Source organism: Pseudomonas sp. A (assembly GCF_056270345.1).
Genome location: NZ_CM149873.1, coordinates 4,664,647 through 4,678,114 on the forward strand (window position 1 = coordinate 4,664,647; position 13,468 = coordinate 4,678,114).

Below are 13,468 nucleotides of genomic sequence, written 5' to 3' on the forward strand. Positions count from 1 at the left end.
TGCAGGCTTGCATCGGGCTTACTGCATTCACTCTGAGCGTTTCGTTTATTGCGATTTTCGATTATTTCGAATATACATTCAGCTCAGACTATCGCCCCTTGTAAAGCCCCCTACCCTCGATACCCCTCCGGAGAAGACAATGACTACTGCCGACCTTTCTCACAAGCTGCTGCCCGACGAGCATGAGATTGCCGCAGCCGTCGAATCCAGCCGCACCCTGGCCGCCTTTCTTTCGACAGCCTCGCAAACTCAACGGATCGAGCTGCTCAACGAAGACAACCAGCGCCAGGTCGTCGAGGTGCCTACCTTTGCACTGCGTCTGTTCGGAGAAATCCTCAGCGAGCTGGCACTGGGCAACGCTGTCAAAGTCGTGCCAATCCACGCCGAGCTAACCACCCAGGAAGCGGCCGACCTGCTCAACGTATCGCGTCCGCACCTGGTGAAACTGCTGGACGATGGCTTGATTCCTCACACCAAGACGGGCCGTCATCGCCGGGTCAAATTCGCAGATCTGGTGGGTTACAAGGACAAGCGCGACGAGGCGAGCCGTGCGGCGATGGACGAACTGGCGGCCCAAGCCCAGGCGTTAAGGATGGGCTACGAATGAAGCACTCTTCCTTCACAGCCCTGTACGACGCCAATGTCCTCTACCCCGCAATACTGCGCGACCTCCTCATGAACCTTGCACTAACCGGCGCGTACCGCGCTCGCTGGTCAGCCAGGATTCATGACGAGTGGAAGCGCAATCTGCTATTGAATCGCCCGGACCTTACCCAAGAGCAACTGGATCGCACCTCCGGCCTGATGGATGCAGCAGTACCCGACGCACCGGTCAGCGATTACGAAGCACTGGTGAGCGGGCTGGACCTGCCGGATGAAGACGATCGCCACGTTCTTGCTGCCGCAATCAAAGGTAACGCTTCGGTGATCGTCACCTTCAACCTCAAAGACTTTCCTGACACTGCGCTTCGTGGCTTCGATATCGAAGCGCTGCACCCCGATGATTTCATCGCCGACCTGTGGGACCTGGACAAGGCAGCGGTGCTTGAAGCCGTCCAGCGACAACGGCAGTCGTTGAAGCATCCACCTCAAAGCGTCCAAATGTATCTGGACAAGCTACTCCAGCAGAAGCTGCCTGAAACGGTAAAACTGCTTTCCGGGTTTAAGTTCCTGCTCTGATGCACAGATGGCTTCAGGCACCTCCACATCACCATGGAGAAGACCAGGTTCTACCAGAGCAAAGGCCATGACCAACCCCGCTGCTCTACATCAAGCCCGGTATCCCTTGCCAGCACGCACGCGAGCAAGCCTCGGAGTTGATGGGCTGCGTGTGCGACCTGACCATCACCGGGATCATGGAGGAGAAGCCTCAACTGATCTGGGCATCGTATTACCTGAGCGCGCTGGCCAAGGCGTTGATGGATGATGCGGAGTTGGGGATGAAGCACTGACGTCCAGGTGCATGCGGACTCTGTAGGAGCGGCCTTGTGCCGCGAAAGGGCTGCGTAGCAGCCCCGGCAATGGTGCATGATGCGAAGATCTGGGGCCGCTTTGCGGCCCTTTCCGGCCGGTCCGACGCCTCGGCAAGGCCGCTCCTACAGGGGATTGCGATACGCCTTGGAGCAGAGGGAGACGTCCATGGATTGTCATATCCACCACGCTCAGCGCGAAGATGCAGAAGCCATCAGCCGCATCGTGATCGCGGCATTGCGCGAATCCAACTCGCAGGATTACCCGGCAGAGGTGATCGCCCAGGTAGAACAAAGCTTTTCACCTGCAGCAGTCAGTGCATTACTCGATAGCCGAGTGGTATTCGTAGCATTCAACCAAAACGAATTGCTGGGGACGGCAAGCCTGGATGGCCAGGTTGTCAGGACAGTGTTCGTCGCTCCAATCCATCATCGGACAGGTGTCGGCAAAGGGTTGATGGAGGCCGTTCATGCTGCGGCGATCAGGGCTGGCGTCACGGCGTTGTGCGTTCCCTCGTCCATTACCGCCCAAGGGTTCTACGCACGACTGGGTTATCATAAGCTTCGTGATGAATTCCATGGCGTCGAGCGCACCATCGTCATGGAGAAATCCGCGTTTACTCTCCGGGAAGCAACCCAGGCCCTCAAGATGGGCTACGAATGAGCATTTTAATCGAGAGTAACGTCATTGAGCCTTGATCTGTTCCTGGAAGCTGATGCTGCGCTTGACGCAACAGCACTGGCAAACGCCCTGCAAGCAGCCGGCGCGATTGAAGTCACGCGTACAAGCGACAGCCTGGAAGCCTACTTCCCGTCATGGCTGACGCTGACCGCCGACCTCATCATCACCGACAACACCCTCTATGCAGAGGACACCAAACAACTCGACTTCAGGGTCGCCACGCGTTGCAGCATCAGGATCAAAGGGCCTGGACCGCAAGAGCATTCTCCCATGGCGGATCTGGACAAGATTGCCAATGCCATTGCGCGAACAGGCTCACACTTCGTGATCAGCTTTCAATTCGAACGAACTCTGTATTGGCAGGACGCAGAAGGATTGCATCGCGACGTTTAACCGGCTCCATGCATCAACTGCATTTCAATGCCTCCCCCGTCACCACATCAAAACGGTAGACGGTGTCGTAGAAATCCACGACCTCCACATGGTCAGGCGCCAGCTGAAAGCGCCCGGTGAAGATGTCGGCACCCATGCCCTTCCAGATAACGTCGCCCTCAAGAGACAAACCTGTGATTTCCAGCTCGCCGTGCGAGATCAGTACACGCTGCTGCGCTGCCCAATAGAGACCGAAACACGTCGCCATATCCACCTTGCGCGACCAAAGCAGGTCATGGGGAGGGGTCAGCGACACGCAGGCAACCTGGTTGCCCACGGCCAATAGCAGCTTGTCGTCGATCACCAGCGCCGACTGTGCATGTACTCCTGTCCCGCCCCCGCCGGCACCGACCACCAGCAGGCCGGTGTCGCCCCGCATTACGCCATGAACCGATGACACGCCATCGTCGCCCAGGATGATTTCCCGGGCATAACACCGGATATTGTCTGTGGAGTCGAACGTGTAGGTCGGCTCGTCAACGACGGTAATCACACCATATCGAGAGTCGATGTTCATCTTTGTGCCCCACCGGGGGGCAGGGAATCGTCAGCCATGGGTTTATTCGAAATTATTGGATGCCAATAATTATCGGCCTGGAATAATTTCGGATAAAGCTGCCGTAGCCAGAATGAGGCTATCGGCAACACAGGCACCCACTGACCTGCGGCTGATCAGGGTCGTTCCCAAGAAACGTTACCATGACCTCCATCCCCGTTTGCGGTGGCGTGCTTTCACAACGCCAATCAGCCGCCACCGTCAGCCAACAACAACTCTTGTCATCAAACCTGTCCTCAGGATCCCAGGGAAACTTGACCTGAATCCTGGCAAGCCGCCGATCACACCGGCTTTCGTCATCCTCCACGGCAATGACCACGGCGGTCTGGCTCCCCGGCACCCTGGGCTTGGCATGAACCAGAGGCGGGCGATAAAGCACGCCCCACGGCAGCACCGCCTGGCCATCGGCAAACACCAGCACATGGCCTTGGGCACTGTGCTGGAAGTGAAAGCGGATGCCCTCCTCCTCACACAGGCGCTGGACGAAGTGCAGATCCGTTTCGCCATACTGGGTGCAGTAGTCGCGCTCGGGATAGCTTGCACTCAGCTCGAAGCGGTAAGCGTCGCCCACGATGCCATGCTCTTCCAGGATCAAGGCCACGATCCTGGGCACCGAGAACTGTTGAAAGATCCGCTGGTTGATGCGATGGCGCAGGTAGGACAGATGCGGCACCAGGGTCAACCTGTAACGCGCCGAACACGGGGCCTGCCCGATCGGCGCGATGTGGTAGATCCGCCCATGGATGCCCTTACCGTTCCTGTCGAAGCTGAAGAACGCCTCAAGGTCGAGATAGCGTTCAAGGTCCAGGACAGGCCAATCGCTGGCCAGTTCCACATTGAAGAAGTAAGGCCTGTTGGCCACCGCTTCCCCGGTGTAGCCAAGCACCTGGAAATCGTGCTCCATACCTTCGATGGTCAAACTCAAGTGTGTCTTATGGGCTGGGCTGAACATCCGCTGTTCTCCTCCGGCATAAGATGGGATGAAGCACGCGAAAACATCGCCCCGCTTTGCCGGGCGCCGTGAGACGATGTTTCACAAATCGCTTGAATCAGTAGGCCGCAAACGTGCTGCCCGATACCGCTCGGCACCGGGCAGCTGCCGACACGTCAGCTCAAGTCAGACGCCGCTCTTCACCTTGGTCCAGACCCGCGTACGGATCCGCTCCAGCTTCAACGGCAGCGGCTCGAGCGGAATCAACGTGGCAACCGTCTTCTTGTCGGGATAGATCCACGGGTTGTCCCGCAGCGCCTGTTCGACGAACTGGGTGGCGTCCTTGTTGGCGTTGGGGTACAGGGTGTGGTTCGAAGTCTTGGCGATCACTTCCGGGCGCATCATGTAGTTGATGAACGCCATGCCGGCCTTGGGATGGGGCGCATCCTTGAGCAGTACCAGGTTTTCCGACCACACCAGCGCGCCTTCGCGCGGCAGGCTGTAGCCGATCCGCCGCCCGGTGTTGTTCTTCTCGTTGAGAGCCTGCGCGGCCAGGGCGCCGTTGGCCCAGCCGACCACCGCGCAGATATTGCCGTCGGCCATGTCGGTGTCGATGCGCGACGAGTCGAAATACAGCACGTACGGGCGGATTTTCATCAGCAGGTCTTGCGCCTTCTGGTAGTCCGCCGGGTTGCTGCTGTTGCTGGGCAGGCCCAGGTAGTTCAGGGCAATCGAGATGATCTCGCTGGGCGAGTCGAGCATCGCCACGCCGCAGGATTTGAGCTTGCTGATGTTCTCTTCCTTGAAGATCAGGTCCCAGCTGTCCACCGGCGCCTGGTCACCCAACGCGGCCTTGACCTTGTCGATGTCGTAGCCGATGCCGGTGGTGCCCCACAGGTAGGGCACCGCGTAGCGATTGCCGGGGTCGTTGACCGCCAGCTGGGCGAGGATATCGGGGTCGATATGCGAAAGATTGCCCAACTGTGCGCGGTCCAGCGGCTGCAGCACGCCCGCGGCGATCAGGCTGGGCAGCACATTGGAGGTCGCCACTACCACGTCGTAACCGGTGCGCCCGGCCATGACCTTGCTCTGCATGATGTCGGCGCTGTCGAACGCGTCCATGTGCACGCGGGTGCCGGTTTCCTGCTCGAACGCCTTCGGCGTCTCCGGCGCAAGCAGCCCGAACCAGTTGTACAGGTGCATCCCGGGCTCGGCGGCCAGCACCGATGTGCTGATCCCTGCGCAAAGCAGCGAGGCCGAAAAAAGGGTTCGCAAACGTGACCTTGTCATGCAACATCCTTATCGAATCGATGTATCTTCACGGCCATCCTAGGCCCAGTGAGCGACTATACCGGGCAGGACTGGATAGTAAATACCTCGGAATACTTACCTCTGACCCGCGAATGCCTAACCCAAAAGGGGTAGATAATGCCGTTCGACCTGCAAAGCCTGGCCTGGCACCGATCGATCGGCAAGCTGATCATGCAGCTGGACCGTCCGGCGTTCTGGAGTTCGCTGGTTCGGGTGTTGAACGAGTACGTGCAGATCGACAACTGGGTGGTATTGATTTTCACCAACCAGCAAGTGGAAGTGGTGAGCCTGCCCGAGGTGGCGGATGCCGAAGAGGTCAACGCGTTCATCCATCGCTATGTGAAGGGGCTTTACCTGCTGGACCCTTTCTACATCGCCAACCGGGAAAATCCGCAGAGCGGTTTCTTCCACCTGCTGGATATCGCGCCGGAATACTTTCTCGAGACCGAGTACTACCACCAGTACTTCGCGCACTACATCTCGGCCGATGAGGCGCAGTACAACGTTCAGCTCGACGCCGACCGGACACTGTGCATCTCCATTGGCAGCAAGGCGCGCTTCAGCCAGGAGCAGATCACCATCCTCGACCTCATCAAGCCCTGGGTGACGGCCTTGATGCACCAGCGCATGGCCTTCGAGGTGGACGTCGAGAAGGACCTTGCCGAGGCACCGCCCTGGCAGGAAACACTGAACCAGCTGGGCGCGCAGATCACCACCCGTGAAAGCGATGTACTTAGGCTGCTGCTGAGCGGCTTCTCCAACAAAGAGATTGCCGGAAAACTCTCGCTCTCGGCGGAAACGGTGAAAGTGCACCGCCGGAACATTTACGCCAAGTTGAACATCAAGTCACAGTCTGAATTGTTTGCTCGGTTCTTTGTGCCCAAGCCGGATGCATTCTGTACCCGTTGAAGTCAGGCTTTTTGACTGACGCTGCTCCCTGTCCATCCGGTGCTTTGCAGCAACAACAGGGCAAACACCGCGCAGCCCAGCAATGGCCATCCCAGAAACACCTTGAACCACAGCGACCCTGGAAACCAGCACATGATCGCCAGGTTCGCTACGACCCCGCAGCCCAGCCCCGCCCAGGCCGAGCCGATCCATTCCGGCGCCCGGGTGCTGCGCAGGAAGTGCCGGTACAGCTTTAGCCCTGTGTTCACGCCGACAAGGCCTACGATCAACACAATAACCAAGCCAACGCGATTCAGTTGATAGTCCCAAGGGTCATCGAACCCTTTATAGATCAACCCCGGGAGCAAGAACACGGCGAATGTGGTGCAGTATCCCGTTACCAAAAACACGGGCAGCACCACGACCAACCCCAATAGCCGAATGGCCAGTTTCCTGAGTACGGAAGGGGTATCGCTCATATCGACTGTCCTTGTCATTCGAGAACCAACGGCCCGCAGCCTCATGGCTGGGCGGCGCACGCTAGCACAGCCGGCCTTTGGGCACGAGCGCTTGCTGAACCCTACGCCAAACACAGCCTGTTGATGACCAGCGCCGCCAGCCCGATCAGGCACAGTACCCCGACCCCATAACTCACCGTCCGCCACGGCTGGATACCTGCCAGGTAAGTCACCGTATGCGACACCCTCGCTACGGTGAATACCCCGCTCAGCCATGCCGTCACGACCACGGGCGCCTCCAGCACAACCGCCAGGCCGCCCAGCGCGAGGAACATCGGGATGTTCTCCAGATCGTTGCGCCAGGCCTGCATGGCCCGCGTTACCTGCGGCAGTTCCGCAGGGCAAGCCGAACGCTTGAACACCGCCGCATCCTCGCTGTTGATGAAGACCAGGAAGCGCAAGCGGAAGTAACCCTGGTAGCAGGAAATCGCCAGCATCTTGAAGCACAGCACCACCACGCAGCTGGCATAGACCGCCAAGGCGGCGCTCATGCCCCGCTCTTCTGTGCAAAGCCCTTGACCACGATGTACAGCAGCGGCCCCAGGGAGACGAAAATCGCCGTCAGCAACAGATAGGGCAAGACCCCGAGCAACGAGCCGCCTCGCTGGCGCTGGTCGCTGACCATCCACACACAGCCCAGCCCGGCCATCACATACAGGTCGATAACGACTTGAGCTGTATCCGGCCGGGACATCAGGTCTAGGCCAAAGGCAACAAGTGATTGGTCCGCAATCATCAGGGTCCAACCGGTGTACAGGGTAAACAACACCAATACGGGCAGCGCGATCCATTCAGCTTTCATCGTCCGACTCCTTGGCAGGGACCTGTAGGAGCGGGCTTGCCCCGCGATGCAGGCGCCGCGGAGCCTTGCACCCGCTACGCGGGTGATCGCGGGGCAAGCCCGCTCCCACGCAGCCCCAGTTAAATCTAAGCATTGTGTTTTGCTCCATGACCGCGATCCTGCTTTCACGGTAGTGATAGAGTCGTCCCCGCCTCAATGACCTCACAGGTCATGGACGCTTCAGCCAAGGACAGCCAGAGTCGACGCATGAGCCCCACTCCCTTTCACCCGACGCAAGCACCTGCCATCACCGATGCCGGAGAGCACCTGCGGCGCCTACGCCGCCAGGCCGGCCTCAGCCAACTCGACCTGGCGCTGTTGGCAGGCCTGTCGCAACGCCACCTGAGCTGTGTGGAAACCGGCCGCGCCAAAGCCAGCCCAAGCACACTGCATGCCCTGCTCAGCGCGCTGGAAGTGCCGCTCGAACACAGCAACGACGTGTTCCTCGCGGCAGGCTATGCACCGCGCTATGCCGCCTCTGCACCCGATGCCCCAGCCATGAAGATGGTGCATGACGCAGTGGAGCACATCCTGCAGGCCAACAACCCCGCACCGGCCATCGTCATCGCCAGCAACTGGGACATCACTGCGGCCAATGCCAGTGCCGGGTTGCTGTTCGCCATGGCCGGGGTAGCGACAACCAGCACATCGGAACTCAACCTGCTGGACACACTGCTGCGCCCGGGCGGACTGGGAGATCATCTGCTCAATGCCGATGAGATACGGGCGATCGCCTGGCAGCGGGCGGCCAGGGAGGCGGTGGGCAATCCTGACCTGGCGCGGCGGCTGCAAGGCTTGCCCGCCCCGCCCACATTGGCAGCAGGCACGCCGCAATCACCTGTGGTGTTGACGCGAGTGCGGACTGCCGAAGGTGAATTGAGGTTTCTGTCCACCTTCACTACCTTCGGCATGCCACAGGACATCACGGTGGCATCGCTACGTATTGAACATCTGGTGCCGGCCGACGATGAAACATGGCAAACCATGACGGCAGCCTATCAACGGGGAATCCGCAACGCCAAGACTTGAGTAACCGGCGCGGCGTCAGGTCTCGATGAACCTCACTGCCAACCGTCACGACGACAAGCAAGTACTGAGAAACCAAGCTATCCGCTCAATCACTCGCGCTGCTCATCAGTATCCACCGCTGCCCCTGGGTTTGAATGTCGAAGGCAAAATCCCACCACACGGGATACGCCGGGTGCCCTTCGGCAAGCCAGAACCTGCGGATGATGTCGGCCCGGTCAAGACGGACCTGGCCGAGCAGCACCTCTACCAACCTGAGCACTTCCGGACGTTTGGCCGGCAGGTCCAACGGCCCGTAGCCGCCGTCCCCTGGGTGCAGCAGGTGTTCGATGATTTCGCCGCGAGCGTCGCTTGCACAGATCGGTGAATCACCACCCACGGTACAACCTTTGCCCACCGAATGACGCAACTGCGCTTCGAGTGGTCTGTCCAGTGCAAAGGGACCATACGCGTTCAACCAGAGCGTATAGTTCATCCCATCCAACAAATGCTCCAGTCGAAGTATTTCGTCTGTCCGGGTATCCATCACCACGCGCATTGACTGTTGCTCTCCTGCTCTTGCGCAAAGATGGGTAGTCTGCGAGAAAGCCAAGGGACATGCCAGCAAGTGCTGGCGACCAGGCCGATACACCTGGACTCAAGCCTGTGCGCCCTGCCCCGCCACCTCTGCCCCATCCAGCACCATACCCTCGCGCATCCGTTGCGCATCCCGGCTGAAACACCGCGAGGCCGCCAGCAGGAACACCATGGTCAGCAACAGGGCCACGGGGATCAGGTACATCGCGTCATGCAGACCCTGGGCCTTGAACGCTTCGCTCATCGCCACCTCGCCCGCCGCCGCCATGGCCGCTCCGGCAAAGTGGTCCGACAGCCCACCGACCACCACTGGCCCCAGGCCGCCACCCAGCAGGTAGAGCCCGGCGAAGAACAGCGCCATGGCCGTGGCCCGCAGGCGCGGCTGCACCACATCCTGGATGGCGGTGTACACGCAGGTGTAGAAGTTGTACGAGAACAACCAGCCGATCCCGAACACCGCCACAAACACGCCCAACTCGATACGCCCGGCATGCAGCGCCCAGGCGGTGCACAAGGTAGCGCCCAACATGCTCAGCGCGGCGAACACCAGACGTCCGTTGGCAAAACGCTGGTGTACCTTGTCGGCCACCCAGCCGCCAAGGGTCAGGCCCACCAGGCCGCTCAGGCCGACGATCATCCCGGTGGCCACCGCGGCGTCGTGCAGCGGCAATGCGAAGTAGCGCTGCAACATCGGCACCATGAACGAGTTGCAGGCATACGAGGCGAAGTTGAAGGTCAGCCCCGCCAGCACCAGCCAGGCGAAAGTGGGCACGCTGAGCACCCGCCGCAGGGGGCGGTCCAGCGGGGCCTGGGCGGTGGCCACCGTCTCCGCCGCGCCGCGCGCGGGCTCGCGGATCATGAAGATGAACAGCGCCAGCAGCACGCCAGGCACGGCGGCGATGAAGAACGGCGCGCGCCAGCTGTCGAAGGCCTGGACCATCGCACCGATGGTGAAGAACGCCAGCAACAGGCCCAGCGGCAGGCCGAGCATGAAGATGCCCATCGCCCGTGCCCGCCGTCCGGCCGGGAACAGGTCACCGATCAGCGAGTTGGCGGCCGGCGCGTAGCTGGCCTCGCCGATGCCCACGCCCATGCGTACCAGCAAAAAACTCCAGAAACTGCCGACCATGCCGTTGACCGCCGTCAGCCCGCTCCACGCCAGCAGGCCCCAGCCCATGAGCTTGCTGCGTGAACCCGTGTCGGCGATACGCGCCAGCGGCAGGCCGGCGATGGCATAGACCAGGGTGAAGGCGGTGCCGATGATGCCGATCTGGAAGTCGCTCAGGTGCCACTCCAGGCGGATCGGCTCTATGACGATGGCGGGGATGGTGCGGTCGAAGAAGTTGAACAGGTTGGCCAGGAACAGCAGGAACAGGATGCGCCAGGCGTTGGATGCTTGGGTGGCGGTGGGCATAGTCGGGTCCCTCGTTATTGTTGTTCGGGGCTTCCAGCACGCCTTTGCAATCTAGAGGGACATCAGGCCATCGTCTGCCAACATTGATCGCGCTGATAGCAGCCGATGGACCTCGACAAGCCCGCCATCAATGCCCACAACCAACGCCTGGACGCGCACCGTCCACCCAGGATGGACACTCACCAAAGCGCGATGTCGTAGGTCAGGTACACACGGTTGCTATCGCGACCTCGGGCGAAGTCGGAACGATAGACATAGTTACGCAACCTCACCCCCAGGCCTTTGAGCGGGCCACCCTGGACCACGTAGGCCAGTTCGGCGTCACGCTCCCATTCCTTGATACCCGCCTCCCCGGCGCGACCGTTGTCGCCGCTGAGGTAACGCGTCATGAAGGTCAGCCCGGGCACCCCTGCGGCGGCGAAGTTGTAGGCATAGCTGGCCATCCAGGTTTTTTCCTGCTCCTCGATGAACTTGCCGATACCGACGTTGCTGAACGAATACACCGTTGCGCCGCTGATATAGGGCAGCCCCGCCTCGCCATCAAGCACCTGGTAGCCGGCACCGACCGTATGCCCGGAATGCGCATACGCCAGTTGCCCGCTGTACAGGTCGTTGTCGATGGCGCCGCCATGGGCGGCACCGCTGTCGCGGCTTCTGAAGTAGCGCAGGTCGGTGGTCAGCACACCGCCGGCCAGCGGCAGGTCATGCACCAGGCCGGCGAAGTCCTGGCGATAGAAGCCGTCGAGCTGGGCGTGGAAGTAGCTCAGGCGCAGCGGCTTGCCCACCGCATAATCGGCACCGACGTAGGAGAAATCACCGGACGCGTTGCCGCTGTAGCCATCCAGGTACAAGCCGGTGCTGTCCGAGGAGTCGCGCAACTTGAACTTGTCCAGGTGACCGGCGGTGAGGCTCAACCCATCGATGTCGGTGCTGGTCAGCTGCGTGCCCTGGTAAGTCTGCGGCAACAACCGCGCGTCGTTGTAGACCAGCACCGGGGTCTTGGGCAGCAAGGTGCCGTGCTTGATCACGGTCTGGCCCAGGCGCGCCTTGGCGGTCAGGCCGGCGCTGCTGAATTCGTCCGCGGCCCGACCGTCGTCGTGCACCGGCAACAGGCCGCTGCCGCTGCGACCGCGTCCGGAGTCCAACCGCACGCCCACCAGGGCCAGGGCATCGAGCCCAACGCCCAAGGTGCCTTGGGTGAACCCGGACTGGTAGTCGAGCAAAAAGCCCTGCGCCCACTCGGTCCGCTCATGCTTGGCGGAGGCCGCCGCGCGTGGGGACAGGCCCTGCTCGTCACGGAAGTTCTCGTTGAAATAGACGTTGCGCAGCTGCAGCTTGAGCTTGCCGTCGTCGACGAATCCGCCAGCGCCGGCAACGGGCAACCAGCCGCAGAGCAGGCCACAGGTGGCCCCACGGAAAACACTTCGGAACATGATCGGTACTCTGTTGTTGTTCTTGGATGAGCGGTGGGTGGGCGCCGCGCGGCGCCCGGTGATTCACACGAAGAAAGACAAGGCACCTGTGAGCAGCGCCAGCGCGGTGATCACCAGCGAGGTAAGCACCGCCCACTTGACGGTGGCTTTCTGGAAGTCGCCGATATCGCGGTCGACCATCCCCACCAGCAACAGGGTCGAGGCTACCAACGGGCTCATCAGGTGCACCGGCTGCCCCAGTACCGAGGCCCGGGCGATTTCCACCGGGTCGATGCCATAGGCCGCGGCCGCGTTGGCCAGGATCGGCACCACCCCGAAGTAGTAGGCGTCATTGGACAGTACGAAGGTCAGCGGCATGCTGGTCAGCGCCACCACCAGCGGGAACCAGTGGCTCCAGGCGTCGGGGATCCAGTCCACCAAGGTCTGGGCGAGGGCGTCGACCATTTTGGTGCCGGAGAAGATGCCGGCGAATATGCCGGCGGCGAACACCAGCAGCACGACGGTCATGGCATTGCCCGAATGGGCGAGAATGCGCTCCTTCTGCAGCTCCAGTTGCGGATAGTTGATCATCAACGCGGCGACGAAACCGATCATGAACAGCAGCGCGGAATGCATCACGCCCATCACCAGCGCGGTCATCACGGCGATCACCAGCATCAGGTTCACATAGGCCAGGCGCGGACGCTTGTGTGGGTTGTCGCCTAGGATCTCCTTGATGTAGCAATTGCCGCCCCCTGACGCCAGGGTGACATTGCCGATGCGCCGACGCTCGGCGCGCCCCAACAGATAGGCGGTGAACACCACCCAGGCCGCGCCGCCGATCACGGTGGGCAGCATCGGGATGAAGTATTCGGTCGCATCCAGGCCAAGGGCGGCGATCGCGCGGGTGGCAGGCCCGCCCCAGGGGCTCATGCCGCTCATGATACTCAGCGATAGCATCGACACCGTGGCCAAAATCATCGGGTTCATGCCGATGCGTTTGTACAGCGGCAGCATCGCCGCGCAGGTGATCATGTAGGTGGTGGTGCCGTCGCCGTCGAGGGCAACCAGCAACGACAGCAGCGCGGTGCCTATGGCGATCTTGATCGGATCGCCGTTCACCCGCTTGAGAATCTTGCGGATCAAAGGGTCGAACAGGCCGGCATCGATCATCAGGCCGAAGAACAGGATGGCGAACAGCAGCAACGCCGCCGAGGGTGCCACCATCTTCAGGCCATCGAGCATCATCTTGCCGAGCTCGGGAGCGAAACCGCCGATCACGGCAAAAACGATGGGTACCACTGTGAGCGCGACGATCGGCGACAGGCGTTTGCTCATGATCAGGTAGGTGAACGTCACCACCATGATCAGGCCCAGGAGTGCGAGCATGGTTTTTTCTCTTGTTTTTATTC

16 protein-coding genes and 1 pseudogene are annotated in these 13,468 nt (G+C 61.0%); 7 read left to right on the plus strand and 10 right to left on the minus strand.

The features are described from left to right. The first annotated feature begins 139 nt into the window (after positions 1 to 139). The 5 genes and pseudogenes from AC0MAZ_RS20880 to AC0MAZ_RS20900 all read left to right on the plus strand — a co-directional run bounded on the left by AC0MAZ_RS20880 (position 140) and on the right by AC0MAZ_RS20900 (position 2,544). A complete protein-coding gene (locus AC0MAZ_RS20880; RefSeq protein WP_213657552.1) occupies positions 140 to 607 on the plus strand; it encodes a helix-turn-helix domain-containing protein in 468 nt (155 codons plus the stop codon). Beyond that, complete coding sequence (locus AC0MAZ_RS20885; protein ID WP_475859020.1) at positions 604 to 1,179, plus strand: PIN domain-containing protein; 576 nt, start codon at positions 604 to 606, stop codon at positions 1,177 to 1,179. The genes AC0MAZ_RS20880 and AC0MAZ_RS20885 overlap by 4 nt, the downstream gene beginning before the upstream one ends. A 33-nt stretch (positions 1,180 to 1,212) precedes the next feature. Next, positions 1,213 to 1,451 (plus strand): annotated as a pseudogene (locus AC0MAZ_RS20890) (DUF3077 domain-containing protein). A 187-nt stretch (positions 1,452 to 1,638) separates the two neighbouring features. After that, positions 1,639 to 2,133: a GNAT family N-acetyltransferase gene (locus AC0MAZ_RS20895; RefSeq protein ID WP_475859021.1), complete on the plus strand. Its 495-nt coding sequence runs from the start codon at positions 1,639 to 1,641 to the stop codon at positions 2,131 to 2,133. A 24-nt stretch (positions 2,134 to 2,157) separates the two neighbouring features. Then, positions 2,158 to 2,544, plus strand: a complete 387-nt coding sequence (locus AC0MAZ_RS20900) for a hypothetical protein (protein WP_475859023.1) — start codon at positions 2,158 to 2,160, stop codon at positions 2,542 to 2,544. 13 nt (positions 2,545 to 2,557) lie between these two features. On the opposite strand, the gene AC0MAZ_RS20905 is transcribed toward AC0MAZ_RS20900, so the two are convergent. The 3 genes from AC0MAZ_RS20905 to AC0MAZ_RS20915 form a co-directional block, all read right to left on the minus strand. Continuing rightward, positions 2,558 to 3,100 carry a hypothetical protein gene (locus AC0MAZ_RS20905; RefSeq protein ID WP_475859024.1) on the minus strand — a complete coding sequence of 181 codons (543 nt, stop codon included), beginning with the start codon at positions 3,098 to 3,100 and terminating at the stop codon, positions 2,558 to 2,560. Positions 3,101 to 3,218: 118 nt separating this feature from the next. Next, on the minus strand, positions 3,219 to 4,091 hold the full coding sequence (locus tag AC0MAZ_RS20910) for a contractile injection system protein, VgrG/Pvc8 family (protein ID WP_475859025.1): 873 nt from the start codon (positions 4,089 to 4,091) through the stop codon (positions 3,219 to 3,221). Between the two features lie 165 nt (positions 4,092 to 4,256). After that, positions 4,257 to 5,360, minus strand: a complete 1,104-nt coding sequence (locus AC0MAZ_RS20915; RefSeq protein ID WP_203651876.1) for a polyamine ABC transporter substrate-binding protein — start codon at positions 5,358 to 5,360, stop codon at positions 4,257 to 4,259. 138 nt (positions 5,361 to 5,498) lie between these two features. Here AC0MAZ_RS20915 and AC0MAZ_RS20920 point away from each other — a divergent pair, with 138 nt between their 5' ends. Further along, complete coding sequence (locus AC0MAZ_RS20920) at positions 5,499 to 6,290, plus strand: helix-turn-helix transcriptional regulator (protein ID WP_475859027.1); 792 nt, start codon at positions 5,499 to 5,501, stop codon at positions 6,288 to 6,290. A 2-nt stretch (positions 6,291 to 6,292) separates the two neighbouring features. Here AC0MAZ_RS20920 and AC0MAZ_RS20925 read toward each other — a convergent pair whose 3' ends face one another. From AC0MAZ_RS20925 to AC0MAZ_RS20935, 3 genes are all read right to left on the minus strand, one after another. Continuing rightward, positions 6,293 to 6,748 (minus strand): hypothetical protein, encoded by a 456-nt coding sequence (locus AC0MAZ_RS20925; protein WP_475859028.1) that lies wholly within the window; start codon positions 6,746 to 6,748, stop codon positions 6,293 to 6,295. Between the two features lie 101 nt (positions 6,749 to 6,849). After that, the gene (locus AC0MAZ_RS20930) at positions 6,850 to 7,278 is read right to left on the minus strand and encodes an MAPEG family protein (RefSeq protein WP_475859030.1); all 429 of its coding nucleotides are present in this window, start codon (positions 7,276 to 7,278) and stop codon (positions 6,850 to 6,852) included. Continuing rightward, positions 7,275 to 7,589 (minus strand): DUF2834 domain-containing protein, encoded by a 315-nt coding sequence (locus tag AC0MAZ_RS20935; protein WP_475859031.1) that lies wholly within the window; start codon positions 7,587 to 7,589, stop codon positions 7,275 to 7,277. Before AC0MAZ_RS20935 ends, AC0MAZ_RS20930 begins: the two co-directional genes overlap by 4 nt. 246 nt (positions 7,590 to 7,835) lie before the next feature. On the opposite strand from AC0MAZ_RS20935, the gene AC0MAZ_RS20940 reads away from it, so the two are divergent. Next, complete coding sequence (locus AC0MAZ_RS20940; RefSeq protein ID WP_475859032.1) at positions 7,836 to 8,657, plus strand: helix-turn-helix domain-containing protein; 822 nt, start codon at positions 7,836 to 7,838, stop codon at positions 8,655 to 8,657. A gap of 85 nt (positions 8,658 to 8,742) precedes the next feature. On the opposite strand, the gene AC0MAZ_RS20945 is transcribed toward AC0MAZ_RS20940, so the two are convergent. The 4 genes from AC0MAZ_RS20945 to AC0MAZ_RS20960 all read right to left on the minus strand — a co-directional run bounded on the left by AC0MAZ_RS20945 (position 8,743) and on the right by AC0MAZ_RS20960 (position 13,445). Then, entirely contained in the window at positions 8,743 to 9,192 is a 450-nt protein-coding gene (locus AC0MAZ_RS20945; protein ID WP_084942532.1) for a hypothetical protein, read from the minus strand. A gap of 99 nt (positions 9,193 to 9,291) precedes the next feature. Further along, on the minus strand, positions 9,292 to 10,644 hold the full coding sequence (locus tag AC0MAZ_RS20950; RefSeq protein ID WP_232856355.1) for a spinster family MFS transporter: 1,353 nt from the start codon (positions 10,642 to 10,644) through the stop codon (positions 9,292 to 9,294). A gap of 179 nt (positions 10,645 to 10,823) precedes the next feature. Beyond that, a complete protein-coding gene (locus tag AC0MAZ_RS20955; RefSeq protein ID WP_232856356.1) occupies positions 10,824 to 12,077 on the minus strand; it encodes an OprD family porin in 1,254 nt (417 codons plus the stop codon). Positions 12,078 to 12,140: 63 nt separating this feature from the next. Then, on the minus strand, positions 12,141 to 13,445 hold the full coding sequence (locus tag AC0MAZ_RS20960) for a CitMHS family transporter (RefSeq protein ID WP_050704953.1): 1,305 nt from the start codon (positions 13,443 to 13,445) through the stop codon (positions 12,141 to 12,143). Between the last annotated feature and the right edge of the window lie 23 nt (positions 13,446 to 13,468).

Excerpts from the sequence above, each read along its gene's own strand:
- AC0MAZ_RS20950 (WP_232856355.1), bottom strand. The coding sequence starts at position 10,644 with ATGCCCACCGCCACCCAAGCATCCAACGCCTGGCGCATCCTGTTCCTG.
- AC0MAZ_RS20880 (WP_213657552.1), top strand. The coding sequence starts at position 140 with ATGACTACTGCCGACCTTTCTCACAAGCTGCTGCCCGACGAGCATGAG.
- AC0MAZ_RS20915 (WP_203651876.1), bottom strand. The coding sequence starts at position 5,360 with ATGACAAGGTCACGTTTGCGAACCCTTTTTTCGGCCTCGCTGCTTTGC.
- AC0MAZ_RS20910 (WP_475859025.1), bottom strand. The coding sequence starts at position 4,091 with ATGTTCAGCCCAGCCCATAAGACACACTTGAGTTTGACCATCGAAGGT.
- AC0MAZ_RS20895 (WP_475859021.1), top strand. The coding sequence starts at position 1,639 with ATGGATTGTCATATCCACCACGCTCAGCGCGAAGATGCAGAAGCCATC.
- AC0MAZ_RS20905 (WP_475859024.1), bottom strand. The coding sequence starts at position 3,100 with ATGAACATCGACTCTCGATATGGTGTGATTACCGTCGTTGACGAGCCG.
- AC0MAZ_RS20925 (WP_475859028.1), bottom strand. The coding sequence starts at position 6,748 with ATGAGCGATACCCCTTCCGTACTCAGGAAACTGGCCATTCGGCTATTG.
- AC0MAZ_RS20960 (WP_050704953.1), bottom strand. The coding sequence starts at position 13,445 with ATGCTCGCACTCCTGGGCCTGATCATGGTGGTGACGTTCACCTACCTG.
- AC0MAZ_RS20935 (WP_475859031.1), bottom strand. The coding sequence starts at position 7,589 with ATGAAAGCTGAATGGATCGCGCTGCCCGTATTGGTGTTGTTTACCCTG.
- AC0MAZ_RS20885 (WP_475859020.1), top strand. The coding sequence starts at position 604 with ATGAAGCACTCTTCCTTCACAGCCCTGTACGACGCCAATGTCCTCTAC.
- AC0MAZ_RS20940 (WP_475859032.1), top strand. The coding sequence starts at position 7,836 with ATGAGCCCCACTCCCTTTCACCCGACGCAAGCACCTGCCATCACCGAT.
- AC0MAZ_RS20955 (WP_232856356.1), bottom strand. The coding sequence starts at position 12,077 with ATGTTCCGAAGTGTTTTCCGTGGGGCCACCTGTGGCCTGCTCTGCGGC.
- AC0MAZ_RS20945 (WP_084942532.1), bottom strand. The coding sequence starts at position 9,192 with ATGCGCGTGGTGATGGATACCCGGACAGACGAAATACTTCGACTGGAG.
- AC0MAZ_RS20920 (WP_475859027.1), top strand. The coding sequence starts at position 5,499 with ATGCCGTTCGACCTGCAAAGCCTGGCCTGGCACCGATCGATCGGCAAG.
- AC0MAZ_RS20930 (WP_475859030.1), bottom strand. The coding sequence starts at position 7,278 with ATGAGCGCCGCCTTGGCGGTCTATGCCAGCTGCGTGGTGGTGCTGTGC.